The organism is Streptomyces sp. NBC_00354, from assembly GCF_036106915.1.
GTDB lineage: Bacteria > Actinomycetota > Actinomycetes > Streptomycetales > Streptomycetaceae > Streptomyces.
On the sequence record NZ_CP107983.1, the window covers coordinates 7,172,310 to 7,198,484 of the forward strand.

General features: G+C 72.8%; 22 protein-coding genes and 1 pseudogene. 13 read left to right on the forward strand and 10 right to left on the reverse strand.

What is annotated here, in order from left to right; translation table 11 throughout:
* Positions 1–50: 50 nt before the first annotated feature.
* From OHT74_RS32935 to OHT74_RS32950, 4 genes are all read right to left on the reverse strand, one after another.
* On the reverse strand, positions 51–1,832 hold the full coding sequence (locus OHT74_RS32935) for an ABC transporter ATP-binding protein (protein ID WP_266669570.1): 1,782 nt from the start codon (positions 1,830–1,832) through the stop codon (positions 51–53).
* Positions 1,829–3,682: an ABC transporter ATP-binding protein gene (locus OHT74_RS32940; protein WP_328622190.1), complete on the reverse strand. Its 1,854-nt coding sequence runs from the start codon at positions 3,680–3,682 to the stop codon at positions 1,829–1,831. The genes OHT74_RS32935 and OHT74_RS32940 overlap by 4 nt, the downstream gene beginning before the upstream one ends.
* A 145-nt stretch (positions 3,683–3,827) precedes the next feature.
* Positions 3,828–6,764 (reverse strand): FAD-binding and (Fe-S)-binding domain-containing protein, encoded by a 2,937-nt coding sequence (locus tag OHT74_RS32945; RefSeq protein ID WP_328622191.1) that lies wholly within the window; start codon positions 6,762–6,764, stop codon positions 3,828–3,830.
* Positions 6,765–6,832: 68 nt separating this feature from the next.
* Complete coding sequence (locus OHT74_RS32950) at positions 6,833–7,294, reverse strand: MarR family winged helix-turn-helix transcriptional regulator (protein ID WP_328622192.1); 462 nt, start codon at positions 7,292–7,294, stop codon at positions 6,833–6,835.
* Positions 7,295–7,380: 86 nt separating this feature from the next.
* Here OHT74_RS32950 and OHT74_RS32955 point away from each other — a divergent pair, with 86 nt between their 5' ends.
* Together OHT74_RS32955 and mltG are read left to right on the forward strand one after the other, a co-directional pair.
* On the forward strand, positions 7,381–9,315 hold the full coding sequence (locus OHT74_RS32955) for an ABC transporter ATP-binding protein (RefSeq protein WP_328622193.1): 1,935 nt from the start codon (positions 7,381–7,383) through the stop codon (positions 9,313–9,315).
* Between the two features lie 138 nt (positions 9,316–9,453).
* Positions 9,454–10,274: pseudogene (mltG, locus tag OHT74_RS32960) on the forward strand (endolytic transglycosylase MltG).
* On the opposite strand, the gene OHT74_RS32965 reads toward mltG, so the two are convergent.
* The 3 genes from OHT74_RS32965 to OHT74_RS32975 all read right to left on the reverse strand — a co-directional run bounded on the left by OHT74_RS32965 (position 10,271) and on the right by OHT74_RS32975 (position 12,288).
* Positions 10,271–11,380 carry an FAD-dependent oxidoreductase gene (locus OHT74_RS32965; protein ID WP_328622194.1) on the reverse strand — a complete coding sequence of 370 codons (1,110 nt, stop codon included), beginning with the start codon at positions 11,378–11,380 and terminating at the stop codon, positions 10,271–10,273. The pseudogene mltG and the gene OHT74_RS32965 sit on opposite strands and share 4 nt — an antisense overlap.
* A 42-nt stretch (positions 11,381–11,422) precedes the next feature.
* Positions 11,423–11,584 (reverse strand): hypothetical protein, encoded by a 162-nt coding sequence (locus OHT74_RS32970; protein WP_266669578.1) that lies wholly within the window; start codon positions 11,582–11,584, stop codon positions 11,423–11,425.
* Positions 11,585–11,823: 239 nt separating this feature from the next.
* On the reverse strand, positions 11,824–12,288 hold the full coding sequence (locus OHT74_RS32975; RefSeq protein WP_328622195.1) for a cytochrome P450: 465 nt from the start codon (positions 12,286–12,288) through the stop codon (positions 11,824–11,826).
* A 327-nt stretch (positions 12,289–12,615) separates the two neighbouring features.
* Between OHT74_RS32975 and OHT74_RS42195 the strand changes: the two genes are divergently transcribed.
* From OHT74_RS42195 to OHT74_RS32995, 5 genes are all read left to right on the forward strand, one after another.
* Complete coding sequence (locus OHT74_RS42195) at positions 12,616–13,098, forward strand: SdpA family antimicrobial peptide system protein (RefSeq protein ID WP_443047605.1); 483 nt, start codon at positions 12,616–12,618, stop codon at positions 13,096–13,098.
* Positions 13,089–14,048 (forward strand): sporulation-delaying protein SdpB family protein, encoded by a 960-nt coding sequence (locus OHT74_RS32980; RefSeq protein WP_328622196.1) that lies wholly within the window; start codon positions 13,089–13,091, stop codon positions 14,046–14,048. Before OHT74_RS42195 ends, OHT74_RS32980 begins: the two co-directional genes overlap by 10 nt.
* 40 nt (positions 14,049–14,088) lie before the next feature.
* Positions 14,089–15,015 (forward strand): ABC transporter ATP-binding protein, encoded by a 927-nt coding sequence (locus OHT74_RS32985; protein WP_328622197.1) that lies wholly within the window; start codon positions 14,089–14,091, stop codon positions 15,013–15,015.
* A gap of 103 nt (positions 15,016–15,118) precedes the next feature.
* Positions 15,119–15,835, forward strand: coding sequence for a hypothetical protein (locus tag OHT74_RS32990; RefSeq protein ID WP_328622198.1), 717 nt, complete (start codon positions 15,119–15,121; stop codon positions 15,833–15,835).
* A gap of 23 nt (positions 15,836–15,858) precedes the next feature.
* The gene (locus OHT74_RS32995) at positions 15,859–16,161 is read left to right on the forward strand and encodes a hypothetical protein (protein ID WP_328622199.1); all 303 of its coding nucleotides are present in this window, start codon (positions 15,859–15,861) and stop codon (positions 16,159–16,161) included.
* Between the two features lie 48 nt (positions 16,162–16,209).
* Here the strand turns inward: OHT74_RS32995 and OHT74_RS33000 are convergent, their stop codons facing one another.
* Both OHT74_RS33000 and OHT74_RS33005 read right to left on the reverse strand, forming a co-directional pair.
* Positions 16,210–16,887: an HAD family hydrolase gene (locus OHT74_RS33000; RefSeq protein ID WP_328622200.1), complete on the reverse strand. Its 678-nt coding sequence runs from the start codon at positions 16,885–16,887 to the stop codon at positions 16,210–16,212.
* A 46-nt stretch (positions 16,888–16,933) separates the two neighbouring features.
* A complete protein-coding gene (locus OHT74_RS33005; RefSeq protein WP_266669596.1) occupies positions 16,934–17,413 on the reverse strand; it encodes an Lrp/AsnC family transcriptional regulator in 480 nt (159 codons plus the stop codon).
* A gap of 121 nt (positions 17,414–17,534) precedes the next feature.
* Between OHT74_RS33005 and OHT74_RS33010 the strand changes: the two genes are divergently transcribed.
* Genes OHT74_RS33010 through OHT74_RS33020 form a run of 3 tightly spaced genes read left to right on the forward strand, consistent with a single transcriptional unit; the run spans position 17,535 to position 21,677 of the window.
* Positions 17,535–19,238 (forward strand): SDR family oxidoreductase, encoded by a 1,704-nt coding sequence (locus OHT74_RS33010; RefSeq protein WP_328622201.1) that lies wholly within the window; start codon positions 17,535–17,537, stop codon positions 19,236–19,238.
* Positions 19,235–20,611, forward strand: a complete 1,377-nt coding sequence (locus tag OHT74_RS33015) for a cryptochrome/photolyase family protein (RefSeq protein WP_328622202.1) — start codon at positions 19,235–19,237, stop codon at positions 20,609–20,611. The genes OHT74_RS33010 and OHT74_RS33015 overlap by 4 nt, the downstream gene beginning before the upstream one ends.
* Positions 20,612–20,648: 37 nt before the next feature.
* Positions 20,649–21,677 carry a MerR family transcriptional regulator gene (locus tag OHT74_RS33020; RefSeq protein WP_328622203.1) on the forward strand — a complete coding sequence of 343 codons (1,029 nt, stop codon included), beginning with the start codon at positions 20,649–20,651 and terminating at the stop codon, positions 21,675–21,677.
* Here the strand turns inward: OHT74_RS33020 and OHT74_RS33025 are convergent.
* Positions 21,604–22,194, reverse strand: a complete 591-nt coding sequence (locus tag OHT74_RS33025; RefSeq protein ID WP_328622204.1) for an RNA polymerase sigma factor — start codon at positions 22,192–22,194, stop codon at positions 21,604–21,606. The genes OHT74_RS33020 and OHT74_RS33025 overlap by 74 nt on opposite strands.
* 132 nt (positions 22,195–22,326) lie before the next feature.
* On the opposite strand from OHT74_RS33025, the gene OHT74_RS33030 reads away from it, so the two are divergent.
* The 3 genes from OHT74_RS33030 (at position 22,327) to OHT74_RS33040 (ending at position 25,918) form a co-directional block, all read left to right on the forward strand.
* On the forward strand, positions 22,327–22,920 hold the full coding sequence (locus tag OHT74_RS33030) for a histidine phosphatase family protein (protein WP_328622205.1): 594 nt from the start codon (positions 22,327–22,329) through the stop codon (positions 22,918–22,920).
* A gap of 63 nt (positions 22,921–22,983) precedes the next feature.
* Positions 22,984–25,152, forward strand: a complete 2,169-nt coding sequence (locus OHT74_RS33035; RefSeq protein ID WP_328622206.1) for an FUSC family protein — start codon at positions 22,984–22,986, stop codon at positions 25,150–25,152.
* Positions 25,153–25,261: 109 nt separating this feature from the next.
* Positions 25,262–25,918 carry a class I SAM-dependent methyltransferase gene (locus OHT74_RS33040; RefSeq protein WP_328622207.1) on the forward strand — a complete coding sequence of 219 codons (657 nt, stop codon included), beginning with the start codon at positions 25,262–25,264 and terminating at the stop codon, positions 25,916–25,918.
* Positions 25,919–26,175: the final 257 nt, after the last annotated feature.

The following is a 26,175-nucleotide window of genomic DNA, read 5'->3' on the forward strand; positions in this document are numbered from 1 at the left end:
CGTACCGCAGCGGGGGAGCGGGGCCTCGTACGGCAGCCGGCGCGGGGCGGTCAGCCGTGCCAGGAACGCCACAGGGCCGCGTAGGCGCCGTCCGCCGCGACCAGCTCGTCGTGCGAGCCCAGTTCGCTGATCCGGCCGCCCTCGACCACCGCGATCACATCCGCGTCGTGCGCGGTGTGCAGCCGGTGGGCGATCGCGATGACCGTGCGGCCGTCCAGCACCCGGGCCAGCGAACGCTCCAGATGCCGTGCGGCCCGCGGGTCCAGCAGCGAGGTGGCCTCGTCCAGGACCAGCGTGTGCGGGTCCGCCAGCACCAGCCGGGCCAGCGCGATCTGCTGCGCCTGCGCCGGGGTCAGCGCCGTACCGCCCGAGCCCACCTCCGTGTCCAGACCGGTCTCCAGCGCCCGGGCCCAGCCGTCCGCGTCCACCGCGTCCAGAGCCGCCCACAGCTCGGCGTCGGCCGCCTCGGTGCGCGCCAGCCGGAGGTTGTCCCGCAGCGAGCCCACGAACACGTGGTGCTCCTGATTGACCAGTGCCACCTGCTCGCGCACCCGCTCCGCGGGCATCCGCGACAGCTGCGCCCCGCCGAGGGTGACCTCGCCGGTCCGCGGCGCGTAGATGCCCGCCAGCAGCCGGCCCAGCGTGGACTTGCCCGCCCCCGAGGGACCGACCAGCGCCATCCGGGTGCCCGGCGGCACGGACATGGACACCTGGTGCAGCACGTCCACGCCCTCCCGGTAGCCGAAGCGCACCTCGTCGGCCCGGACGTCCCGCCCGGCCGGGGAGAGGGCCGCGTCGCCCGCGTCCGGCTCGATCTCCCGTACGCCCACCAGGCGGGCGAGGGACACCTGGGCGACCTGCAGCTCGTCGTACCAGCGCAGGATTAGGCCGATCGGGTCGACCATCATCTGGGCCAGCAGTGCGCCCGTGGTCAGCTGCCCCACCGACATCCAGCCCTGCAGCACGCAGTAGCCGCCGATCATCAGCACGGAGCCGAGGATCGTCACGAAGGTGACGTTGACGACGGGGAAGAGGACCGTCCGCAGGAACAGCGTGTAACGCTCCCACGCCGTCCACTCCTTGATCCGCCGCTCCGACAACGCGATCCGGCCCGGCCCGAGGCGGTGCGCCTCGACCGTGCGCCCGGCGTCCACCGTCTCGGTGAGCGCCGCCGCGACCGCCGCGTACCCGGCCGCCTCCGAGCGGTACGCCGAGGGAGCCCGCTTGAAGTACCAGCGGCAGCCGATCACCAGCACCGGCAGCGCCACCAGCGCGGCCAAGGCCAGCGGCGGTGCGGTCACGGTGAGCGCCCCGAAGAGCAGCACGACCCAGACCACGCCGATCGCCAGCTGCGGAACGGCCTCGCGCATCGCGTTGGCCAGCCGGTCGATGTCGGTGGTGATCCGCGACAGCAGATCACCGGTGCCGGCCCGCTCCAGCACGCCCGGCGGCAGGCCCACGGACCGCACCAGGAAGTCCTCGCGCAGATCGGCCAGCATCTCCTCGCCGAGCATCGCGCCGCGCAGCCGGACCAGCCGGACGAAGAACGTCTGGACCACGAGGGCCAGCGCGAACAGCAGGGCCACGCGCCCCAGATGGAGCTCGCGCGCCCCCGCCGCCAACTGGTCCACGACCCGGCCCAGCAGGTACGGGCCGACCATGGAGGCGATCACCGCGACCGCGTTGACCGTCACCAGCACCACGAAGGCCCGCCGGTGCCGCCGGAACAGGCCGCGCACGTAGCCCCGTACGGTCGCCGTCGTGCCAACCGGCAGGGTGGCGGCCGATTCGGGGGCCGCCGGATCGTATTGCGGCGGCGCCAGGCCGATCATGCGGACTCCTCGATCTCTGTCAGTGCCTTTTTCAGCTGGGCTTCTTCCAGCCGGGTCAGTTCGATCCGGGCCACCCGCCGTTCCTCTTCGGTCTCGCGGGTGACGACCGCCCGGTAGAGCGGTTCGCCGTGCAGCAGTTCGCGGTGCGTACCGGTCGCGGCGACCGCGCCCTCGTGGATCAGGACCACCCGGTCGGCACGGTCCAGGAGCAGCGGTGAGGAGGCCAGTACCACCGTCGTGCGCCCGGCGCGCAGGGCGGTGATCCCGTCCGCGATCCGCGCCTCGGTGTGCGAGTCGACCGCCGAGGTCGGCTCGTCCAGCACCAGCACCTCCGGGTCGGTGGCCAGGGACCGCGCCAGCGCGAGCCGCTGGCGCTGCCCGCCGGACAGGGACCGGCCGCGCTCGGTGATCCGCGCGTCCATCGGGTCGTCCACCCCGTCCGGCGCCGACTGCAGCAGCGCGTCCAGGACGTCCCCGCACTGGGCGGCGGCCAGCGCTTCCCCGGCCTCGACCGCTCCGGACGCCGGTACGGCGAACAGCTCGCGCAGGGTTCCGGACAGCAGCACCGGGTCCTTGTCCTGGACGAGGACCAGCGTGCGCGCGGTGTCCAGCGCGACCTCGTCCAGCGCGACTCCGCCCAGCAGCACCGAGACCCGGTCGGCTGCCGGCCCGTCGTCTGCCGGATGGCCGCCGAGGCGCTCGGCGAGCCGGCCCGCCAGGTCCGGGTCCCCGCACACCACGGCGGTGAACCGGCCGGCCGGGGCCAGCAGCCCGGTCGCAGGGTCGTACAGGTCCCCGCCGGGGGCCGGAGCCTGCGGAATCCCGGCGTCCGGCGCCGCCGGCTCCGGGGCGTCCGTACGCGTCAGCGACAGCACCCGGGCGGCCCGCTGGGCGGAGGGCCGGGAGAAGGAGTACGCCATGGCGATCTCCTCGAAGTGCCGCAACGGGTAGAGCATCGTGGCCACCGCACTGAAGGCGGCCACGAGTTCACCGACCGCCAGCCGGCCGTCCAGCACGAGCACGGAGCCGTACCAGACCACGGTGATCAGCAGCGCGCCGGGCAGAAGCACCTGGATCGCGGAGATCAGCGCCCACATCCGGGCGCTGCGCACGGCCGCCTTGCGGACCTCCTGCGAGGCCTCGCGGTAGCGGCCGAGGAACAGCTCCTCGCCGCCGATGCCGCGCAGCACCCGCAGGCCGGCCACGGTGTCGGAGGCCAGTTCGGTGGCCCTGCCGGCCTTCTCGCGCTGGATGTCGGCGCGTTGGGTGGCGCGCGGCAGCAGCGGCAGCACGGACAGGGCGAGCACCGGGACGCCGATCGCGACGACCACGCCGATCGACGGCGCGTAGAACAGCAGGCCGACGCAGATGGCGACGACGGAGAAGGCGGCGGCGAGGAAGCGGGAGACCGCCTCGACGAACCAGCCGATCTTCTCCACGTCGCCCGTGGAGACCGCGACCACTTCGCCCGCCGCGACCCGCCGGGTCAGGGCGGAGCCCAGCTCGGCGGTCTTGCGGGCGAGCAGCTGCTGCACGCGCGCGGCGGCGGTGATCCAGTTGGTGACGGCGGTCCGGTGGAGCATCGCATCGCCGACCGAGATGGCGATGCCGATCAGCACCAGCAGCGCGCCGACCAGCAGCAGCCCGGTGCCGTCGCGCCGTACGACCGCGTCGACGCCCATGCCCACCGCGTACGGCAGCCCGGCGATGCCGCAGAAGTGCACCAGTCCCCAGCACAGACTCCTGGCCTGCCCGCCGAGTTGGCCCCGTCCCAGCCACACCAGGAAGCGCGGGCCGGAGCGAGCATCGGGTACCCCGGGGTCCGGATACGGAAGATCGCTGATCTGCATGACGCCTCATGACTGGTCGAGTGGTTCAAACCGTGCAAGGTTCGCCTTCCGGACCGGTCCCGGGCAATCGGTTTTGCGTTGGCCAAGGCCTTACGCGGCGGGATGTGCGGCGCTCTTGCAGCCCGACCGGCTGCGTATCGCCACGTCAAGGACGGGTGGCCCGCTCCAGTTCCAGCAGAGCCGAGTAGTAGCTGCGGCCGGTGGCCCGGTCCATGCCCACCTCGCACATCCGGTTCGCCGACAGATGCGCGTCGTACGCCCGCGACGTCACCTCCGCCGCCTCGCGCTCCGTCGCCGATGCCGTCAGCTCCGGATGCAGCATGCCCCGGTCGCCCGCGAACGCACAGCAGCCCGCATCGTCCGGAACCACCACCTCGGTCGCACACGCCTCGGCCACCGCCCGCAGTTGCGCCTCGTCGCCCAAGTGCCGCATCGAGCAGGTCGGATGGAGCACGGCCGAGCCCACCGTGCGCCGGATCTCCAGGTGCGGGAGCAGCTCGTCCGCCGCCCACACGACCGAGTCGACGACCGTCAGCTCCGCGTGCAGCGCCCGGTTGTCGTCCGTCAGGAACGGGACCACGTCGTGCGCGATGCCCAGCGTGCACGAGGAGGCGTCGACCACCAGCGGCAGCCGTCCCCCGGCGGTCCAGCCCCAGGCGGCCTCCACGATCCGGTTGGCCATCACCCGGTTCCCCGCGTCGTAGCCCTTGGAGTGCCAGATCGTCGCGCAGCAGGTGCCCGCGACGTCGCCGGGGATCCACACCGGCTTCCCGGCCCGCTCCGACACCGCCACCACGGCCTCGGGCAGCGAGGGGCCGGGCCGGCCCTCGGGGCCGCCGAAGATCCGGTTCACGCAGGCCGGGTAGTACACGGCCGCCGCGCCCACCCGCCGGGTCGCGGGCAGCTTCCGGGCGGCCGCGCCGGGGATCTGCGGCAGCCACTCGGGAACCAGGTCGGGGCGTACGGCCTTGCGCGCGGCCCCGGTGACCGCCTCCAGCAGCCGGCTCCCGACCCGGTCGGCCAGCTTGTCGGCGGCGGCCACGGTCAGTCGGGCGGCGCCCTCCACGGACTTGAACCGCGTCGCGGCGAGCGCGGCGGCCCGCTCCTCGCGCGGGCTGTGCCGGCGGTGGCGGAAGTCCCGCATCAGGGCGCCCGTGTCGATGCCGACGGGGCAGGCCAGCTTGCAGGTGGAATCACCCGCGCAGGTGTCCACGGCGTCGTAGCCGTAGGCCTCGAGCAGCCCGTCCAGCACCCGGGAGCCCGGCTGCTGGCGCATCATCTCCCGGCGCAGCACGATCCGTTGCCGGGGTGTGGTCGTCAGGTCCTCGCTGGGGCAGGTCGGTTCGCAGAAACCGCACTCGATGCACGGATCGGCCACCGCCTCCACCTGCGGAATCGTCTTCAGCCCGCGCAGATGGGCTTTCGGGTCGCGGTCGAGGAGGATGCGCGGCGCGAGCAGTCCGTCCGGGTCGACGACCCGCTTCGTCCGCCACATCAGCTCGGTGGCCCGGGGCCCCCACTCCAGCTCCAGGAAGGGGGCCATGTTCCGGCCGGTGGAGTGCTCGGCCTTCAGCGAGCCGTCGAACCGCTCCACCGTCAGCCGGCAGAACGCCTCCATGAAGGCCCCGTACCGCTCCACGTCGGCGGGCTTCGCGGCGTCGAAGGCGAGCAGGAAGTGCAGGTTGCCGTGGGCCGCGTGGCCCGCGACGGCCGCATCGAAGCCGTGCTCCGCCTGGAGTGCGAGGAGCGACTCGCAGGCCTCGGCCAGCCGGGAGGGCGGCACCGCGAAGTCCTCGGTGATCAGAGTGGTGCCGGAGGCGCGGGCCCCGCCGACGGCGGTGACGAAGGCCTTGCGGGCCTTCCAGTAGCCGTTGATCGTCTTCGTGTCCCGGGTGAAGGCGTTGGTGACCGAGGGCACCGGCGCGACCAGGTCCAGCCCGGCGAGGACCTCGGCGGCGCGCCGCTCGTACTCCACGCGCCCCGCCTCGTCCGGAGCGCGGAACTCCACCAGCAGGGCGGTGGTGTCCTTCGGCAGGCCGGCCCAGTCGGCGGGGACGCCCTCGACGCTGACCGAGGCGCGCAGCGTGTTGCCGTCCATCACCTCGACGGCAAGAGCGCCCGCCTTGTTGAACAGCGGTACGGCGGCGGCCGCTGCGGGCAGCGAGGGGAAGAAGAGCAGGGCGCTGGTGAGCTCGCGGTCCAGCGCCACGGTGTCGAAGACGACCTCGGCGATGAAGCCGAGCGTGCCCTCCGAGCCGACCATCAGCCCGCGCAGGATCTCGATGGGCGTGGCGCCGTCCAGGTACGCGTCGAGGCGGTAGCCGGTGGTGTTCTTGATCTCGTACTTGGCCCGGATCCGGGCGACGAGTTCGGGATCGGCCTCGATCTCCTGCTTGATCTCCATCAGCCCGCGGCACAGGGCCGGTTCCGCGCGCGCCAGCTCCTCGTCGGCCAGCGGATCGGCGGTGTCCACGACGGTGCCGCCGGGCAGCACGAAGGTGAGGGAGGAGAGCGTGCGGTACGAGTTCCTCGTGGTGCCCGCCGTCATGCCGGACGCGTTGTTGGCGACGACTCCGCCGAGGGTGCAGGCGACGGCGCTCGCCGGGTCGGGGCCGAGGGCGCGGCCGTGCCGGGCGAGCGCGGCATTGGCCCGGGCCACGGTGGTGCCGGGCCGGATCCTGGCCCGGCGGCCGTCCTCCAGCACCTCGATGCCGGCCCAGTGGCGGCGTACGTCGACCAGGATGCCCTCGCCCTGGGCCTGGCCGTTCAACGAGGTCCCGGCGGCGCGGAAGACGATCTCGCGCCCGCGGCCGTGGGCGTACGAGAGGACCGCGGAGACGTCGTCGATGTCCTCGGCGATCACCACCACCTGCGGCACGAACCGGTACGGCGAGGCGTCGGAGGCGTAGCGGACCAGGTCGGAAACCTTGCACAGCACCTTCTCGGCGCCCAGCAGCTCCGTCAGCTCGGTGCGCAGCGGCTCCGGGGTGCCGGCGGCGTGGTGTTCCGGGACCCGGTCGGGGGCGGGGCCGCTGATGCTGCGCGGGCGCAGGGCCCCGGGCCTCGGTTCCAGCAGCGGCATGCGCGACCCCTTGCCTACTCGTTCGGCCTAGTCCCGGGGAGCGTTTCCCGGCCTCGGGGGCGGCCTTCTCAGCAGCGGCGCTCCACCGGGGCGTCCGTCAGAGCGTTCAGCAGGCCGCCGAGCACCTCGCGCTGCCCGGCGGTCAACGGAGCCAGGATCTCCTCTGCCGCGTCGGTTCGCGCGTTGCGCAGCCGGCGCAGCGTGGCGCGGCCCGTGTCGGTGAGCTCGATCCTTATGACGCGCCGGTTCGCCGGATCGGGCGCGCGACGCACGCATTCGGCGGCCTCCAGGCCGTCCACCAGCGTGGTCACGGCGCGGGGCACGACTTCCAGACGGGCGGCGAGGTCCGCCATCCGGGGCGGCTCGTCGCCGTCGTAGTGCGAGACGAGGCGCAGCAGCCGGCTCTGGGCGGGGGTGATGCCGAGGGGTTCCAGGTGGCGCTTCTGGATCCGGTGCAGCCGACGGGTCAGCCGCAGCAGCTGTTCGGCGAGGACGCCGTCTGTGCTGTCGGTTTCGGAAGCGGTGCTCATACTGGGAAACAGTACCAGGACCAGATTCATTGTGAGCATAGGTAACAATGAGCTATGCTCATGTGAGTCTCGTCAGAAGGAGGCCCATGCGCCCCGAAGAACCGAAGTGGACCCCATCGAAAGAAGCCCTCGACCCCGATCGCCCCGCCCCCGAGGAGCAGCCGCGTGAGCTGCGCCGGATCGTGGGCCTGTTCCGCCCCTACCGCGGCCGCCTCGCCGTCGTGGGGCTGCTCGTCTGCGCCTCCTCGCTGGTCGGAGTGGCCTCGCCGTTCCTGCTGAAGGAGATCCTGGACGTCGCCATCCCCGAAGGGCGGACCGGGCTGCTCAGCCTGCTCGCGCTCGGCATGATCCTCACCGCCGTCGTCACCAGCGTGTTCGGTGTGCTCCAGACCCTGATCTCCACCACCGTCGGCCAGCGCGTCATGCACGACCTGCGCACCGCCGTGTACGCCCAGCTCCAGCGGATGCCGCTGGCCTTCTTCACCCGCACCCGGACCGGCGAGGTGCAGTCCCGCATAGCCAACGACATCGGCGGCATGCAGGCCACCGTCACCTCCACCGCGACCTCGCTCGTCTCCAACCTGACGGCAGTGATCGCCTCCGTCGTCGCGATGCTCGCGCTCGACTGGCGGCTCACCCTCGTCTCGCTGCTCCTGCTGCCGGTGTTCGTGTGGATCAGCCGGCGGGTCGGCCGCGAGCGCAAGAGGATCACACTCCAGCGGCAGAAGCAGATGGCCGCCATGGCCGCAACGGTCACCGAGTCCTTGTCGGTGAGCGGCATCCTCCTCGGCCGCACGATGGGCCGCGCCGACTCGCTGACGCGGTCCTTCTCCGACGAGTCCGAGAAGCTCGTCGGCCTCGAGGTGCGCTCCAGCATGGCCGGGCGCTGGCGGATGTCCACGATCGGCATCGTCATGGCCGCCATGCCCGCGCTCATCTACTGGGCCGCCGGCATGGCCCTGCAGTCGGGCGCCCCCTCGCTCTCGGTCGGCACCCTCGTCGCCTTCGTCACGCTCCAGCAGGGCCTGTTCCGGCCCGCCGTGAGCCTGCTGTCGACCGGCGTGCAGATCCAGACCTCGCTCGCCCTGTTCGGCCGGATCTTCGAGTACCTCGACCTGCCGGTGGACATCACCGAGCGCGCGGACGCGGTGCGCCTGGACCGGGCCAGGGGCGAGGTCCGGCTGGAGGACGTGCACTTCGCGTACGACGTCAAGCACGGTCCCACGCTGGCGGGGATCGACATCACGGTCCCGGCCGGCGGCTCGCTCGCCGTGGTCGGCCCGACCGGCTCGGGCAAGAGCACGCTGAGCTACCTCGTGCCCCGGCTCTACGACGTGACCGGCGGCCGGGTCGCCCTCGACGGCGTGGACGTACGCGACCTCGACTTCGACTCGCTGGCCCGCTCCATAGGTGTGGTCTCCCAGGAGACGTACCTCTTCCACGCCTCGGTCGCCGACAACCTCCGCTTCGCGAAGCCGGACGCCACCGACGAGGAGATCGCCGAGGCGGCCCGCGCGGCCCAGATCCACGACCACATCGAGTCCCTGCCCGACGGGTACGACACCCTGGTCGGCGAGCGCGGCTACCGCTTCTCCGGAGGCGAGAAGCAGCGCCTCGCCATCGCCCGCACCATTCTGCGCGACCCGCCGGTGTTGATCCTCGACGAGGCCACCAGTGCTCTCGACACCCGCACCGAGCATGCCGTGCAGCGGGCCATCGACAACCTGTCCCAGGGCCGCACCACGATCACCATCGCGCACCGGCTCTCCACCGTCCGCGACGCCGACCAGATCGTCGTCCTGGAAAAGGGCCGTATCGCCGAGCGGGGTACGCACGAGGAGTTGCTGGAGGCGGAGGGCCGGTACGCGGCCCTGGTCCGCCGGGACCGGGAAGCCGCGCTCACCCCGGAGGCGGCCGCGGCCCGAGTGGTCCGGGAGGTGTCGGTGGCCAAGGGCGCCAGGTCGGCGGAGTCGGCGGAGTCGGCCGGGGGAGCCGCGCAGCCTACGCCGGTAAACGTGTGATCGTATGACAGATGTACGGGCGTGATGCCCGACATGTGACGCTTCGCGGGTTAGCGTGCCCGCATGCGTCATGAGTACCAGCCGCCACGGCGTCGTTCCCGGCTCACCCGCCGGGGCCGTCTGGCGCTCCTCCTCGGCATGCTGCTCGCCATCGGTGCGGCCGCAGCTGTCTTTCCGCTGCTGCGGAGCGCGGAAGCCCCCGAGAAGCCGCGCCAGTTGACCATTCCTGAGGGCTGGCGCGCACCCCAGGTGTACACCGCTATCGATCGCGAACTGAAGCTCCCGGCAGGTTCCGCCAAAGCGGCGGTCGCCACGGCCGGACTGGCCCTGCCCGCAGAGGCGAAGGGTAATCCGGAGGGTTTCCTGTTCCCGGCGACGTACCGGTGACCTCGAAGTCCACGCCGGCCGCCCTGCTCGCCTACATGGTGCAGACGGCCAACCGGAAGCTCGCGACCAAGGCCGTCGCCGACGGTGGCAAGGCGCACGGGATGACCCCGTACCAGACGGCCACCCTCGCCAGCATCATCGAGGCGGAAGCCGAATCCCGCACCGACCGGGGCAAGGTCGCCCGGGTGGTGCACAACCGGCTGGCTCGGTCGATGCCGCTCCAGATGGACTCCACCATCAACTACGCGCTGGGCCGCAGCACGGTGGACACCACGCTGAGCGAGACCCGGATCGACAGCCCCTTCAACACCTACGAGCGCCAAGGGCTCCCGCCGACGCCGATCGACAGCCCGGGCCTGGAGGCCATGGCAGCGGCCGTCGCGCCCACGCCCGGCGACTGGCTGTTCTTCGTCACCGTGAAACCGGGGGACACCCGCTTCACGGCGACGTACGAGGAGCACAAGAAGCACGTCGCGGAGTTCAACCGGATCCGGGCCGCTGCCGGCGCCGGCAGCGGCGCGGGGAGCGGTGAGGGCGCCGGGCGGGCCCAGGCGGGCTCCCGCGCCGATTAGAGGGAGCCGACGGCGGCGGGTTCGCGGGCGCCTTCGGTGCCATCGGCGCCTCGGGCCAGCAGGTGGCGGATCTCGCGGACCGCGGCGCCGCCGGCGCGGTTGGCGCCGATCGTCGACGCCGACGGGCCGTAGCCGACCAGGTGGATCCGCTCGTCGCGGACCGCGCGGGTGCCCTCGACCCGGATGCCGCCGCCGGGCTCGCGCAGGTGCAGCGGAGCCAGGTGGCCGATGGCGGCCCGGAACCCGGTGGCCCACAGGATCACATCGGCCTCCACCTGCCGCCCGTCCGCCCAGGCGACGCCCGTCGCCGTGATCCGGTCGAACACGGGTCGCCGGTCCAGCGCCCCCGAGGCCAGCCCGGCCCGGACGGCCTCGTTCAGCGGGAGTCCGGTCACACTGACCACGCTCTGCGGGGGCAGCCCCTGGCGCACCCGCTCGTCGACCAGTGCCACCGCGGCCCGGCCCTCGGCCTCGCCGAAGCTCCCGTCGCGGAACACGGGAGGCCGCCGCGTCACCCAGGTGGTCTCCGCCGCAACTTCGGCGATCTCCAGCAGGTGCTGCACCGCCGAGGTGCCGCCGCCCACCACGACGACCCGGGCTCCGGCGAACCCCTGCGGACCGGGATAGTCCGCGGTGTGCAGCTGGCGGCCCCGGAAGGTCTCCTGGCCCGGGTAGCGCGGCCAGAACGGCCGGTCCCAGGTCCCCGTCGCGTTGATCAGGGCCCGCGCGGACCAGGTCCCGGCCGAGGACTCCACGCGCAGCCGCCCGTCGGCCCCGCCTCGTACGGCCGTGACGTCCACGGGCCGCCGTACGCGCAGCCCGAACCGGTCCTCGTACGCGCCGAAGTACTCCCGGATCACCGCCGAGGACGGCCGCAGCGGGTCGGCGTCCGTGAGCTCCATGCCGGGCAGGGCGTGCATCCCGTGCACCTTGCCGTACGTCAGCGAGGGCCAGCGGAACTGCCAGGCGCCGCCGGGTCGCGGTGCATGGTCGAGCACCACGTGGTCGATCCCGGCCCGCGCCAGGTGGTACGCGCTGGACAGCCCCGCCTGCCCGGCACCCACAACCACCACGTCGACGTCCGCACCCCGCATGATTTCGTTCACGGTTCTACCAACTCGGGGACCCGGCCGGATCTTCCCGCCCGGTCAGGGGCGCGAGCAGTGCGCGACGGCGGGTCGGAGTGGCGTTCCCGCTCGCCGCAGGGTGGCCGGGACCGGGGCGGCGGGTTGCAGGGTGAGGCCCAGGAAGACCGGGACCGGGAAGCGTCCGGGGTCCAGGTGGAAGCGCTGGGCCAGGACCGCCACCACAGGGCAGCCTCCATCAGGGCGAACCGGACGCCCAGGCAGAGGCAGGCCCGCGGCCCGCAACCGACGGGGAACCAGGCGTGTTCCGAGACCGGATGCGGGGCCTGGCTAATCTCGGCGGTGGCCGGGGAGGGCGCCGTGATCGGCGGGCAGGGGTGCCGGCGGGCACGGGGCGTGTGGACCAGCCGGTGGCCGATGCACCGGACCCGGACCCGGCAGGTGGTCAGGGAGTCGCTGCGGCTTTACAGCCGCTCGTAGTCCTCGTACGTCGGCAGCCGTCCGCCGAGCACCCGCTCCAGCTCCTCGCCCAGCCGGGCCCGCGACTCGGGGGCGCCCGACAGCAGCTGCCAGACCCAGGTCAAGGTGGTCGAGGCGGTCTCGTGACCGCCGATGTAGAGGCTCTCCCGGTGCACGTCGATCTGCGTTCCCTCCGCCCATCCGCCGGCCGGCGTGTCGGCGCACTCCACCCTTGTCACGGCGTACGCACGCACCTGGCGCGGCCGGACGGCCCGCTGCACCAGCGCCCGCTTGCGCCGCCAGTCCTCACCGGTGGCGACGACGACCCCGTTGCCGAGTAACTGCCGGAAGGACCAGCCCAGTTCCTCGAAGAAGGCCAGTGGATCACGGGCGAAGGCCGGCAGGTTCCCGAGGAGCGGCCACCGGCGCGGTCCGCGCTCGGCACCCGAAGGCAGCAGGGTGGCGGTCACGCCCGCACGGTGACGGCGCTCCGCGCAGTCCGCCAGAGCCCTGCACCCCCGTACCGGGCGAGTCGGTACACCGGCACACCGGTCCTGAAGGCCTTCGGGGTGAACTCGTAGGCGATCGCGGCGGATGTTTTCTTGCACCCATATTGCCGATCGGTTTTCGACACACTGGCCGATACTGTTGCATTGCGTGTTCGTGATGGGCCTATGGGGCAGCGGCTGTGATTCCTGAATGGGCATGGACGACCGCGGAACAAAGTACTCCGCGTCGTGTCGCCCATGATCTCGTTCACTGTGCTTCTTGATTGATCGGGCGTATTGCCGCGGTATATGTTTCCCGGGTACGTCCGGGGTGGCCGGCCTGGCCTGCATCAGGGGCGATCGGCGCGGGGGCAGGCCGAGGGAGCGCTGGTTCCGGTAGGAGTCATTTCCTGCGTTCCTGCATGCCTTCTTTCTTGGTTGTGTGCTTGGGTGCGATGTCGTTGCTTCCGTCCGGCCGGTTCGCTGTTCTCGCTCGCGCCGCATTCCAATCTTTTCGGCCTGGAACGGAGTCAGCGAGCGCAGGGTCCGGAAGTCGCCTATCTTGAAGCTGCGGTGCCCAACTGGATCGAATGTTCTGGAACGCTGGAACGCTGCCTTCCGCGGGCAGCCGAAACGCCGGCCGCCAAGTTGGAGAACCGTAGCCCCGTCCAGACTCTCTGTGGTGATTCGTTCATCACTCAGGAGTCCGTCGTTCCCTGGTCGTACCGGGATCTCGTGAAGTACGACAGGCGGATCACGAAAATCGCCCATCTGGATGTCTCATGTCCATAGTTGCAATAATTGACAAACAGGCTGCTGGATTGCAGCGCCACCTCGGCCGATTCGATTTCCGGTCCCGTTGGTTCAGCGTCGGGCGCTCGCTGATCTGCTTCGCGGAGTTGACGGTGGTATTGCTGACGCCGGCGAAGGCACTGCTCATCCCTGTCCTGACCATCACCGAGGGTGCGCGTTGCGACGGGGTGCGGAGCGCCTCCGCCTTCTGCGTGGTCGGCGACTCCGGTGCCGAGTGGGCCCGGTGGTTGCTGGTTGCAGTGCTGTTGGTCGCGGCCAGCGGGTATCGACCCCGGTGGACGGTGCTTCCGCAACTCTGGGCCGTCTATTCGATCGCTGTGAGCATTTCCGTGCCGGACGGCGGCGAGTCGGTCGCCCTGATCATGTCGCTGCTCATGCTGCCGATATGCCTGGCAGACGACCGCAAGTGGCATTGGCGCAGCCCGGACAAACCGCTCCGGCTGAACGGGCGAGCGATTGCCTTCGCCGCCTTCTGGGCGATTCGCATACAGCTCGCGTACCTCTACCTCGACACCGCCATCAGCAAGTTCGGTGTGGCCGACTGGGCCAACGGCACGGCGGAGTACTACTTTCTGCGGGACAGCATGTTCGGCATCAGTGAGCCGCTGGACGGACTGTTCCTGGAAATGTCCAAGATCCCTGTGGTGGTGGTCGGCATGACCTGGGGGGCCCTGGTCGTGGAGCTGATCATCGCTGTGTGCCTGCTCGGGTCGGACCGATGGCGCAAAGTCGCCCTGGTGTTTGACGTCCTGCTCCATGGGATGATCATTGTGACCATGGGGCTGTGGAGCTTCGCCCTGGTAATGATCGGTTGTGCGGTCGTCGCCGCCACGCCCGCGTCGGTTGCCCCGCATACCGAGGAACCGGGCGAGCTCCACGGAGGGAAGCCCGGGCTCGCCCGATCGCCGGCCGAACTCGGCACGTCCTGACGGAAGGGTGACTGATCATCTGCGGTGCGAGGTGGGACCCATGGCCACACTGACGGCAGAGGGGGTCTGCGCCGGGTATCGGGGCAGCGTCGTCTTACGGGATATAAACCTTGAATATGGTCCGGGAGTTCACATATTGCTCGGACCCAATATGTCCGGTAAGACGACGGCCTTCCGGGTCCTCGCCGGGATCCTGCCCCCGATACAGGGAACCGTCCTGGTCGACGGCAAGAACCCGTACCGTCGTGCGGACGCGAAGTCCGAGATCGGGCTGGCCAGTCATCGGTCGGCGCTGGCGCCCCGGCTGAGCGTGATGGACAACCTGCGCTACTGGGCCCGTGTCCTGGGCCTGGCATCCGGGGATTCGGAGGCACGGATCGCCGATGTCCTGACGCTGCTGGGACTTGAGGGACTCGCCGATCAGAGGGTCGGCAGCCTGAGCCGCGGCCAGAACCAGCGAGTCGGCCTGGCCAAAGCGTTCCTCGGCCGCCCCCCGATTCTGCTGCTCGACGAGCCCATGTCCGGTCTCGATCCGACCGTGGCAGAGCAGCTGTCGGATCATCTGACGGAGCTGGCCGATCACGGCCACACCATTGTCACCTCCACACATGCTCTGACCGAGGCGCACCGGCTGGCCGACGACGTAACGGTCCTGCACGGCGGACGGATAGTCGGGCGCGGCGAGCCGGCGGCGCTTCGGTCAGCCCTGCTGGGTAGTTCCTACCGTCTGCAGATACGGGGCTCGGGGGACGTACCCGCCGCCCTGGAGAGACTGGGTCATCGTTGGGAGCGGCAGAGGAAGGGTCCGGTTGTCGTCGAGGTGGCCTCCGAGAGGGCTGCCGAAGTCCTGGTGGCGGGGCTGGTCGGAGAGGGCATAGGGGTGTACGAGGTGGTGCCCGTGCGCAACCCGCTGGAAGAGGTCTACCTCCAGCTCCAGGCGGAAGGTACGGCTCGTGACACGAAGTGACGCGGTGCTCTGGTTGGCGCGGTCACGGACTCTGGCAACGGCGCTGCTCTGGCGGGTGCGAAGGGAACGATTACGGAGTCTCGCCACTGTCTTCCTCCCCTTCGTGCTGTCGCTCGCCTCGGCTGTCGCCCTGCCGCTGGCCTCCGATGACAGCGGCACGAACGGCGCTGACAGCAGTGCCGCGCTCGGCCTCCAGTACGGGGCCACGGGCGATGCGATCGCCGCCGGCCTCCTGCTGACGCTGATTCCCGGCGTGGTGGCCGTACACGGCACTCTCGGTGCCGGGCTGGCCGTACGGAATGCCATCGGCGCCGAAGCCGGAGTCGGCGCACTGGAGGCGATGCTCGCGGCTCCGTACACCCCGGCCAGCATCGCCGGCGGGCTGCTCGGTTACGCCCTCGTCGTCACCACCAGCCAGTGGGCGGTGATGACAGCGCTCGGAGCACTGGCCCTGGCCGTCTCCAACTGGCTCCACCACGACAGCCTTTCGCCGGACGGTGGTTACCTGGCACTGGCCCTTGGCCTGCCCCTGCTGGCGGCCTGGGCAGGTGCCGCGCTGGCCCTCATGCTCAGCCTGTCCTTCCCGCGCCTGGCCCAACCGGGGCAGACGGGCCTTGCGGGCAATGGCGGTGCACTGGTCAGCATCGTCGCCATGTCACCCGGCTTCGGAGCCCTGCTGGCGCTGGCGCTCGGTCTGACCGAACTCGGACCGATCCGGCTATTGATCAGCGCAGGCGGCATCACCGCCCTGATCACGGCATGCGCCCTGGTCGGTGCCGCGCGCGGATTCCGTCCCGAATCGGTGCTCGGCTCCTCCTGAATCGATCTACTGGGGACCTACTGATGACGAAACTGCTGATCCACATCCAACCTTCGCTGATCGCGCTGCCGTTCCATCGCGCCTTCACCAGACCGCTGGTGGACATCGACGGCGTCGAGCGGGAAGCGGCGTGGGGGACGACGGAAATCCCCGTTGAGGCCGGGACCCACCACTTGGCGGTGTACTTCCGCTACCGCGGTCAGCGATCGGCCCGGTTGGGTGTGGGACACGAGGAGTTTGCCGTGGACGGCTCGATGCCCGAACTCCGAGTGACCGCTCGGCTAGGCCCGCGCAACGGGAGCGGCTTCCACGTGGTCATCGGCTGACGGGCGCGGGCCGTCACCCACCCGGTGGCGGCATGGGCCGGGAGGGTCTTAGGCGGCCCTTCGCGACGAGAGCCAGCTGCGGGCCGCGTCCGCGCTGAACTCCGGCTGGCCGGAGCGGAAGAGGAGGCCGGCCGTCGCGAAGGCCGGGTCGTCGGCGGTGGCGGTCACGTACGGGACGCCCACGCAGTCCATGCCGGCCGCGTGGGCGGCCTGCGCGCCCGGCGCCGCGTCCTCGAGGACCACGCAGTCGGCCGGGTCGGCGCCGAGGCGGCGGGCCGCCTCGAGGAACACGTCGGGAGCGGGCTTCCCGTGCGCCACCTCCTCGGCGGAGACCACCGTGGTCAGCAGCGCGTCCAGGCCCGTCCCGGCCAGCACGGCGTCGATCGCCTCGCGCGAGGACCCGGAGGCCACCGCCATCGGGACACCCTCCGCGGACAGCCGCTCCACGAACTTCCGCATCTCGGGGAAGACCTCGGTCCCGGTCCGGGCCAGCTCCAGGTAGGCGGCGTTCTGCTCGGCCGGCAGCTGTTCCACCGAGGCCCGGATCCCGTACCGGTCCTTGAGGATCTCCAGCGTCTCCAGGGTGCCGATGCCGATGAAGCGGGAGTGCTGCTCCCAGGTGAAATCGGGGACGCCGTGCCGGGCCAGGGTGCGCCGCCCGGACTCGTAGTAGTTCGGCTCACTGTCCACGAGGGTGCCGTCGAGATCGAATATGACGGAAATCATCCGCTCTGCCCGTCCTGGCGGTCATGTACCTGTCCCGGCCATCCTGTCAGGGTTTGCGGGCTGCCCGTCCCACGGATTCCACCAGCGGCAGCAGCCGGTGCGCGACGCGCTCGCGCAGCGCCACCTCCGTACGGGTGCGGACCACACCCGGGAGCCGGATCAGCTGCTGGATCACGTCCTCCAGGTGCGCGTTGTCCCGGGCCGCCACCCGGGTCAGCAGGTCCCCGCCGCCGGTGATCGAAAAGGCCTCGATGATCTCGGGTACGGCGGCCAGTGCATCGCCGACCTCGTCCAGATGGCCCTGGGTGACCTCGATGTGCACGAAGGCCAGTACGGGATGCCCGAGCGCCGCGGGGGAGAGCACGGGACCGGCCCCGGTGATCACCCCGGTGCGCTCCAGCCGGTCAAGCCGGGCCTGCAGGGTGCCGCGCGCGACTCCGAGGAGCCGGGCGTACTCGCGGACGCTGGTGCGCGGCTGCTCGATCAGCAGGCGCAGGATCCGGGTGTCGAGCTCGTCCACCGCCATGACAGGACTGTACCAATGGCCCAGTGCGGCGGCTTCCCGTCGCGGTGCATCCGCAGGCGCCGGTCCGCCCGAATCCCTTACGGAACTGCCGGGCGGACACGTCGGAGGAGAGGAGAGAGCGATGAAGGCCACCACCGGTCTGCACTGCCTGGTCACCGGAGCCACCGGTTACATCGGAGGCCGCCTGGTGCCCGAGCTCCTGGAGGCCGGACACCGCGTCCGGTGCCTGGCCCGGTCCCCCGAGAAGCTGCGCGACCACCCGTGGGCCGGGCGCACCGAGGTCGTCCGCGGCGATGTCGCCGACCCCGAGTCCGTCGCAGCGGCCCTGCACGGCATCGACGTCGCCTACTACCTCGTCCACGCCCTCGGCGCCGGATCCGGATTCGAGGACCGCGACCGCACCGCTGCCCGCATCTTCGCCGAACAGGCCCGTGCGGCCGGCGTCCGGCGCATCGTCTACCTCGGCGGGCTCACCCCGGCGGGGATCCCGGTCGGCGACCTGTCCCCGCACCTGCGCTCCCGCGCCGAGGTCGGTGAGATCCTCCTCCGCTCCGGGGTGCCGGGCACTGTCCTGCGCGCCGCCGTCATCATCGGCTCCGGCTCGGCCTCCTTCGAAATGCTGCGCTACCTGACCGAACGGCTCCCCGTCATGGTCACCCCCAGCTGGGTCGGCACCCGCGTCCAGCCCGTCGCCGTCCGCGACGTCCTGCGCTACCTCGTCGGCAGTGCCGCCATGCCGCCCGAGGTGAGCCGTGCCTTCGACATCGGCGGCCCCGACGTGCTCACGTACGAGGAGATGATGCGCCGCTATGCCGCCGTCGCCGCCCTGCCCCACCGGCTCATCCTGCGCGTCCCGATGCTGACCCCGCGGCTGTCCAGCCACTGGATCGGCCTGGTCACGCCCGTGCCCCGGGCGCTGGCCCGGCCGCTCGCCGAATCCCTGCGCCACGAGGTCGTGTGCGCGGAACACGACATCGCGCGGTACGTCCCCGACCCGCCCGGCGCCCCGATCGGCTTCGACCGGGCCGTGTCCCTGGCCCTGCAGCGGGTGCGCGAGGCGAACGTGACCACCCGCTGGTCCTCCGCCTCCCTGCCCGGTGCGCCCAGCGACCCGCTTCCCACCGACCCCGACTGGGCGGGCGGCAGCCTCTACACCGACCGGCGCGAACGCGCGGTCGACGCCTCGCCCGCTGCATTGTGGCGGGTGGTGGAGGGCATCGGCGGCGAGAACGGCTGGTACTCGTTCCCGCTGGCCTGGGCCGTACGGGGCTGGCTGGACCGGCTCGTCGGCGGGGTCGGCATCCGGCGCGGCCGGCGCGACGCGGCCCGGCTGCGAGTGGGGGACTCCCTGGACTTCTGGCGGGTGGAGGAGATCGAACCGGGACGGCTGCTGAGGCTGCGCGCGGAGATGCGGCTGCCGGGGCTGGCCTGGCTGGAGATGTACGCGGACGCGACCGCCTCACCGCCGGACCGGGACCAGGGCGGTGCGGTCCGGGGCGCCCGCTACCGGCAGCGGGCCCTGTTCCATCCGCACGGGCTGCTCGGTCACCTCTACTGGTGGAGCGTGTCGCCCTTCCATGCCGTCGTCTTCGGCGGCATGGCCCGCAACATCGCCCGCGCCGCGCGCCGCCTGGACGAAGAGGCCGCCGCGACCCGGGACCGCGGACGCGCGGACACCGCATCCCGGGACACCGCATCCACGGACACGGCATCCACGGACACGGCATCCCGGGACACCGCATCCGCATCCGACCGGCCCCTGTCCGCCGAAGCACCGGACGACAGCCGTCCCCCCGGCCCCGACGCGGAGCGAGAGAACCCATGAACGTCGCGGTGGTCCTGTACACCTCCGACCTGCGCCTGCACGACCATCCGCCGCTGCGCGCGGCCCTCTCCTCCTGCGACCGGGTGGTGCCGCTCTTCGTCCGCGACCGGGCCGTCGACGCGGCCGGCTTCGCCGCTCCCAACCGGCTCGCCTTCCTCGCCGACTGCCTGGCCGACCTGGACGCCGGACTGCGCGAGCGCGGCGGCCGACTCGTGCTGCGCTCCGGCGACGCCGTCGCCGAGGTCTGCGCCCTCGTCCACGAGTGCGACGCCGACGAGGTCCACATGGCGGCCGGGGTCAGCGGCTACGCCCACGCCCGCGAGGAACGGCTCCGCGCCGCCCTCGAAGCCGAGGGCGTCCGGCTCTACGTGCACGAGGCGGTGATCACGGCCGTCGCCCCCGGGGCCGTGCTCCCCGCCGGCTCCGACCACTTCGCCGTCTTCACCCCGTACTTCCGCCGCTGGACCGAACTGCCGCCCCGCGCCGTCGCCCCCGCCCCGCGCTCCGTCCGCTTGCCCGACGGCATCGGCTCCGACCCGCTGCCCCGGCGCGCGGCCGTCACCGGCGTCTCCCCGGGCCTCGCCCGCGGCGGCGAGCGCGCGGCCCGCGACCTCCTCAGGCGCTGGCTGCGCGCGGGCCTCTCCCGCTACGAGGACGCCCACGACGACCTGGCCGGCGACGCCACCTCCCGGCTCTCCCCGCACCTCCACTTCGGCACCCTCTCGCCCGCCGAGGCCGTCCACCGTGCCCGCGCCGCCGCCGTCGGCCCCGGCGCAGAGGCCTTCGTCCGGCAGATCTGCTGGCGCGACTTCCACCACCAGGTGCTCGCCGCCCGCCCCGAGACCGCCGTACGGGACTACCGCGACCGCCGGGACCACTGGCGCACCGGGGCCGCCGCCGAGGAGGAGACCGAGGCCTGGAAGGAGGGCCGCACCGGCTACCCGGTGGTCGACGCGGCCATGCGCCAACTGCGCCACGAGGGCTGGATGCACAACCGGGGCCGGCTGCTCACCGCCAGCTTCCTCACCAAGACCCTGTACGTGGACTGGCGGATCGGGGCCCGGTACTTCCTGGACCTCCTCGTGGACGGGGACCTCGCCAACAACCAGCTCAACTGGCAGTGGGCGGCCGGGACGGGCACCGACACCCGGCCCAACCGGGTCCTCAACCCGGTCCGCCAGGGCCTGCGTTACGACCCGGCGGGCCGCTACGTGCACCGCTGGGTGCCGGAGCTCGCCGGGCTGGACGCCCCGCAGGTGCACGAGCCCTGGCGGCTGCCCGCGCCGGAGCGGGCCCGCTACGCCTACCCGGACCGGATCGTGGAACTCGCCGACGGGCTCGACCGGTTCCGGCGCGGACGCGGAGCCGCGTGAGCGCCCGGCCCCGGCACCCGAGCCCTATCGTGAGCGGGTGGACCGCGTGCCCCAGACACCACCGCAGCCCCGGCCCCGGCCCGCCGCCGCGCTGAGCACCGGCGCGGTCGCCCGCCGCCTCGGGGTCTCGCCGACCACGCTGCGCTCCTGGGAGCGCCGGTACGCGATCGGCCCGGCCCGCCGCGAGGCCGGCCGGCACCGCCGCTGGACCCCGGCGGACATCGCCCGGCTGGAGCTGATGTGCCGGCTCACCGCCGACGGGGTACCGCCGGCCGAAGCGGCCCGGGCAGCCCTCGGCATTGCCGCCGGCGAGCGCCGTGCCGGGGCAGCGGCGCCGGCGCCGGCGCCGACCCCCGGCGGGACGGGCGCCCTCCCGCTCGGGGCGGTCCGCCCGGAGTGCCGGGGGCTCTCGCGGGCCGCCGTACGCCTGGACGCGCCGACCGTGGCGGCGCTGCTGGAGGCGGCCCTGGCCGAGCACGGCCTGGTCACCGCCTGGGAGGAGGTCATCGCGCCGACCCTGCACGCCGTGGGCCGCAAATGGGCCGCCGCCGGGGAGCGTTACGTGGAGGTCGAACACCTCCTGTCCTGGCAGATCTCCTCGGCGCTGCACCGGATCCGGCCCGCGCCCGAGCCGCCCCGGACCCCGCCCGTACTCCTCGCCTGCGTCCCCGGCGAGCAGCACAGCCTGCCCATCGAGGCCCTGACCGCGGTCCTCGGCCAACGGGGCCTGCCCGCCCGGATGTTCGGAGCCGCCCTGCCCGCCGAGGCCCTGCACGACGCCGTGCGGCGCACCGGCCCGCGGGCCGTCGTCCTGTGGGCGCAGTCCCGTACGACCGCCGACCCGGCCCTGGCCCGGTCGGTGGCCGGCATCGAGTGGGGCCTGCGGGGTGCCCGCAGCCGCCCGGCGCTGCTGCTCGCCGGACCCGGCTGGAGCCCGGACGCGCAAGCCCCGCGCACCGAGCGGCTGTACGGGCTGCGCTCGGGCCTCGCGGTCATCGAGTCGCTCGCGCCGCCGCGGGCAGTGACCGGCGCAGCCGGTGCAGAGCCCTTCGCATATGGCTCTTGACGGTGCCCAGCGGCAGCCCGGTGCGGTCCGCGATCTGCGTCTGCGTCAGGTCCGCGTAGAAGGCGAGGCGCAGCACCCGCTGCTGCTCGGACGGCAGCCTGGCCAGCTCCCCGAGGACCAGCAGCCGGTCCAGGACCTGCTCCGACTCCTGCCGCGGCAGGCTGCCGGAACCACCGGCCGCACCGGGGGCGACGCGGGCGGCCGCCGCGATCGCCCGGGCCCGCCGGGTCCGTGCCTCCAAGGCGTCGGCCACCTTGTGGCGGGTGATGCCGGTGATCCAGGCCCCGAACCCGCCGGGCCCGGGCCGGTAACGGCGCCGGCCGTGCCAGGCGGCGAGGAACACCTGCTGCGTGACGTCCTCGGCCTCCCGCTCGTCGGCGAGGCGCCGGTGGGCGAGAGAGTGGACCAGTGGCCGCCAGCGCCGGTAGACCGCCTCCATGCAGCGCTCGTCGCCGGCTGCAAAACCCGCCGCAAAACCCGCCGCGAGACCCGCCGCCCGATCCGCCGTTTCGTCCATGGCCCGAGCCTCGCCACCCCGCACCCGGGCGAGCCACTCGCAGCGTTTGCGCATCGATTCGGTCGAGATGGCGGGTGACATTCCGCCCGGATCCCCCGGCGCCGACAAGCCGCAGGGCTTATGGTCCGAAGAATGAGCGACCTGCTGCTGGTGAGGCACGGCGAGACGGAATGGAGCGCCACGGGGCGGCACACCGGGCGGACCGATGTACCCCTGACCGCCGTCGGCGTCGAGGAGGCCATCTCGCTGGCCCCCTACTTCCGCGACCGGCACTTCGCCCTGGTGCTGACCAGCCCGCTGCGCCGCGCCGTCGCCACGGCCGAGCTCGCCGGACTGAGCGGCGGTGTCACCGACCCCGACCTGTACGAATGGGACTACGGCGGCTACGAGGGCATCACCACGGCCGAGATCCAGCGGACCCGGCCGCACTGGTCCCTGTGGACCGACGGCGTCCCTCCCGGCGACGCCGCGCACCCCGGCGAGGACGCCGCCCAGGTCGGCGCCCGCGCGGACCGCGCCCTGGCCCGGGCCGCCGCGGTCCTCGCCGAGGACGGCGGCGATGCCGTGATCGTCGCCCACGGCCACTTCCTGCGCGTTCTGACCGCCCGCTACCTGGGCCTGCCCCCGCAGGACGGCCGGCTCTTCCTGCTGCGCACCGGCACGGTCAGCGTCCTGTCCACCGAACACGGCCTCCCGGTGATCGCGGGCTGGAACACCCACCCCTGAGGTCCGGGGGCCCGCGGACGTCCCCGCCGATCGCCCCGCCGCATCCCGTGGGATTCTGAAACCGTGCGAGTCCTTGGGGAACTCCGTACGGGCACCGGCGCCCTGCCGGCGGCCGCACGCCGGGCCGTCCGGACCACGCTCGCCGCCTGCACCGGCTTCTACGTGTTCCTGTACGGACTCGGCCAGCCCGTCAGCGCCACCTACGCCCTCTTCGGCGCCGTCTCCCTGGCCGGCCTCTCCCGAATCCCGGGCACGGGACGGCAGCGGGCCGCGGTGATGGTCAGGCTGCTTCCGGTGGCCTGTGTCCTGGTGACCCTGGGTACCTTCCTCGCCGTCCGGACCTGGAGCGCCGTCCTCGGCATGGCCGTCATCGGCTTCTGCGTGGCCTTCTCGGCGGCGGCCGGACCCCGGCCGGCGGGCGCCGCGGCCGGACTGCAACTGCTGTACATCCTGCCGAGCTTCCCGCCGTACGCCCCGGACACCCTCGACGAGCGGCTCGGCGGCGCCCTCGCCGGCCTCCTGCTGCTGATCCTGGCCGAGGCGTGGGTGCTGCCCGACCCGCGGGTGGCGACGTACGCCGAGCGGGCCGCGGGTTCCACGGCCGAGGCGGCCCGCTGCGCCGCCGCCCTGGAGCGGCCGCCCTACGTCCTGACCGATTCCGCTTCCGAACGGGCCCGGGCGGCCGCCGAGGCGCTGCGGTCCTCCCGGGTCCCGGAGGCGGAACGCCCCGCCGGGCCGGGCCTGCGCGAGCGGGCGCTGGCCCACACCGGGCTGACCGCACGCACCCTGCTCTCCCGGCTCCGCAACCTGCCTCCACCGCCGGCCGGACGGGAGCCGAGACAGGCCGGACTCGACCTGCTGGGCGCGGTCCGCGCATCGGCGACCGCAAGTTCCACACTGCTGCGCGACGGACGGCGGCCCGTCGCGGACTCGACGGAACTGCTCCGCCTGCGCGCCCGGAACTCGCGCACCCCCGCCGAGCTGCCCGAGTCCCGCCGCCGGCAAGCCGCTCTGCTGGAGGTCGCGGACGCCGCGGTGGCGCTGCGCACGGCGGCGGAGATCGCCGTGGAGGGGCGCGGCACGCACCCGGAAGGGGACGCGGCGGACCGGTTCTGGTACGTCCGGCAGAACACCGTGCAGCTGTGGTGGCACCGGATCGCCGCACACACTGGGCCGCGGTCCGTGCACTTCCAGAACGCCGTACGGATCGCGCTGGCCCTCGCGGTGGCCCGTACCGTGGCCGGACTCGACTCCCTCCCGCACGGTTTCTGGGCGATGCTCGCGGTCATCAGCCTCACCCGGACCACCGCCGTGCAGACCCGCGGAACCGTGCGCACCGCGCTGATCGGCACCTCCCTGGGCGCGCTCGCCGCCGGTACGGTGCTCGCCCTGGCCGGCGAGGACACCACCATCTACGCGATCGTGCTCGCGCCGCTGATGCTGTTCACGTTCACCATCGGGCCCGTGCGGGGCGTGGGCTGGGCGCAGGCGCTTTTCACGCTGGTCGTCGCCGTCGTCTTCGCCCAGCTGTCCGCGGTCACCTGGCAGCTGGCCGAGGTCCGCTTCCTCGATGTGACCATCGGCAGCGCGATCGGGATCGTGTGCGGGATCCTGGCCTGGCCGCGCGGGGCCCACGACGAACTCGGCCGGGCGGTGGCCGGGCTGCTGCGCGCCTGCGCCGACGACGTCGAGTCGACCACAGCCATCGCCACGGCGCCGCGGGGGCTCGCGCAGGCCCCGGACAACTCGGAGCACCGGGTCCGGATCACCCTGGTCATGGCCGAGTCGGCGTACGCCCAGTACCAGAGCGAGACGCAGCGCCCGGCCGGGCCGGGCCCGGACTGGCAGGCCACGGTGATGACCGGGCACCACGTGCTCTGGGGCGCCGGACGCGTCCTTGGCAGCGCGGACGGGACGCCGCTCGCGCGCAGCGAGGCGGCGCAGCTCGGGGACTACGCCGCCCGCGTGGCGGCCGGACTGCGCCGGGCGGCGGTGGTGGCCGACGTCCCGCACAAGACGCGTGACAGGACCCGTTCGGGCGGGACCGGCACGCCGGGCGGTCCGGGGGCCGCGGGGTCCGGTGTGCCGGCCATGCCCGGGTCCGCCGAGGCGGCGCCGCCCGACGCGGGGCCCGTCTACTTCGCCACGACGGCCTGGCTCGACTCGCTGACGGCGGACCTCCGGACCATCGAGTCGGGCCGCGCCGCGGCGGCACCCGCCGGCCCGGTGTGATCCCCGGGTCCGCCGTTTCCCGGCCGTGCGCCCGGGCAGAAACCCCACGGCGTCCGGGACCGAACGGGCGGCGGGAAGCACGAACCGAGGACGAGGGCGAGGGGCGCCGATGAGTGGTGGCAAGTCCGCGGCGGAGGTGTTCGACGAGGTCGGCGCACGGTATGAGGAGGTGTTCGGGCGGGTTCCCGGGCAGCTCGCCGCGCTGGACTGGCTCACCGGCCGGCTCGCCCCCGGCGCCCGCGTACTGGACGTGGGCAGCGGTACGGGCCGCCCGACCGCCGAGGCGCTCACGCGGGCGGGCTGCGCGGTGACCGGCATCGACGTCTCGGGGCACATGGTCGACCTCGCGCGTTCCCGGGTGCCGCAGGCCCGGTTCGAGCAGGCCGACGTCCGGACGTACGCGGCCGCGGCCGGCGGCTTCGACGCGGTGTGCTCCTTCTTCCCGCTGCTGGTGATGTCCCAGCAGGATGTGGCGGCGGCGCTGGAGCGGATGGCTTCGTGGGTGGCGCCCGGCGGGTACTTCGTGATGGCCACCGTGCCGGGCGACATCAGCGGTCTCGACATCGTGTGGATGGGGCACGAGGTCACCGTCAGCAGCCTGTCCACGGCGGAGCACCTGCGGCTGCTGGGCGCGGCCGGGCTGGAGGTGCTGGAGCACCACACCGCGCTGTTCCGGCCCGAGGCCGGGCACGCAGGGGCCGCCGGAGCCGCCGAGGCGGTCGAGCCCGAGGAGCACCTCTTCTGCTACGCCCGCCGCCCCGCCTGAGCGTGTGCTGGTCCGTTGGCCGAGGGTGGCCGGACCGAAGGCCTCGGCACTGGGCCAATGGCCCAGTGATCCGGTGCCGTGTTGAGCCAGTGGGCCCTCGGATGCTTATCTGTGCTGTATCCATGTACTTACGGCGCCGCGCAGCGCCGGGCGGCAACGAGGCCGGTCCGGAGCGCGGTGCCTTCGTCGTGCCCGCCTGCCGCCCACCACCCCCGGGCGGCTGCCGGCTCGGCGCGCACCATCTCGAGGGGGGCGGC

Coding starts and splice junctions, on each gene's coding strand:
- OHT74_RS32935 (WP_266669570.1), bottom strand. CDS start 1,832: ATGATCGGCCTGGCGCCGCCGCAATACGATCCGGCGGCCCCCGAATCG.
- OHT74_RS32940 (WP_328622190.1), bottom strand. CDS start 3,682: ATGCAGATCAGCGATCTTCCGTATCCGGACCCCGGGGTACCCGATGCT.
- OHT74_RS32945 (WP_328622191.1), bottom strand. CDS start 6,764: ATGCCGCTGCTGGAACCGAGGCCCGGGGCCCTGCGCCCGCGCAGCATC.
- OHT74_RS32950 (WP_328622192.1), bottom strand. CDS start 7,294: ATGAGCACCGCTTCCGAAACCGACAGCACAGACGGCGTCCTCGCCGAA.
- OHT74_RS32955 (WP_328622193.1), top strand. CDS start 7,381: ATGCGCCCCGAAGAACCGAAGTGGACCCCATCGAAAGAAGCCCTCGAC.
- OHT74_RS42195 (WP_443047605.1), top strand. CDS start 12,616: ATGTTTCCCGGGTACGTCCGGGGTGGCCGGCCTGGCCTGCATCAGGGG.
- OHT74_RS32980 (WP_328622196.1), top strand. CDS start 13,089: ATGTCCATAGTTGCAATAATTGACAAACAGGCTGCTGGATTGCAGCGC.
- OHT74_RS32985 (WP_328622197.1), top strand. CDS start 14,089: ATGGCCACACTGACGGCAGAGGGGGTCTGCGCCGGGTATCGGGGCAGC.
- OHT74_RS32995 (WP_328622199.1), top strand. CDS start 15,859: ATGACGAAACTGCTGATCCACATCCAACCTTCGCTGATCGCGCTGCCG.
- OHT74_RS33000 (WP_328622200.1), bottom strand. CDS start 16,887: ATGATTTCCGTCATATTCGATCTCGACGGCACCCTCGTGGACAGTGAG.
- OHT74_RS33005 (WP_266669596.1), bottom strand. CDS start 17,413: ATGGCGGTGGACGAGCTCGACACCCGGATCCTGCGCCTGCTGATCGAG.
- OHT74_RS33010 (WP_328622201.1), top strand. CDS start 17,535: ATGAAGGCCACCACCGGTCTGCACTGCCTGGTCACCGGAGCCACCGGT.
- OHT74_RS33015 (WP_328622202.1), top strand. CDS start 19,235: ATGAACGTCGCGGTGGTCCTGTACACCTCCGACCTGCGCCTGCACGAC.
- OHT74_RS33025 (WP_328622204.1), bottom strand. CDS start 22,194: ATGGACGAAACGGCGGATCGGGCGGCGGGTCTCGCGGCGGGTTTTGCG.
- OHT74_RS33030 (WP_328622205.1), top strand. CDS start 22,327: ATGAGCGACCTGCTGCTGGTGAGGCACGGCGAGACGGAATGGAGCGCC.
- OHT74_RS33040 (WP_328622207.1), top strand. CDS start 25,262: ATGAGTGGTGGCAAGTCCGCGGCGGAGGTGTTCGACGAGGTCGGCGCA.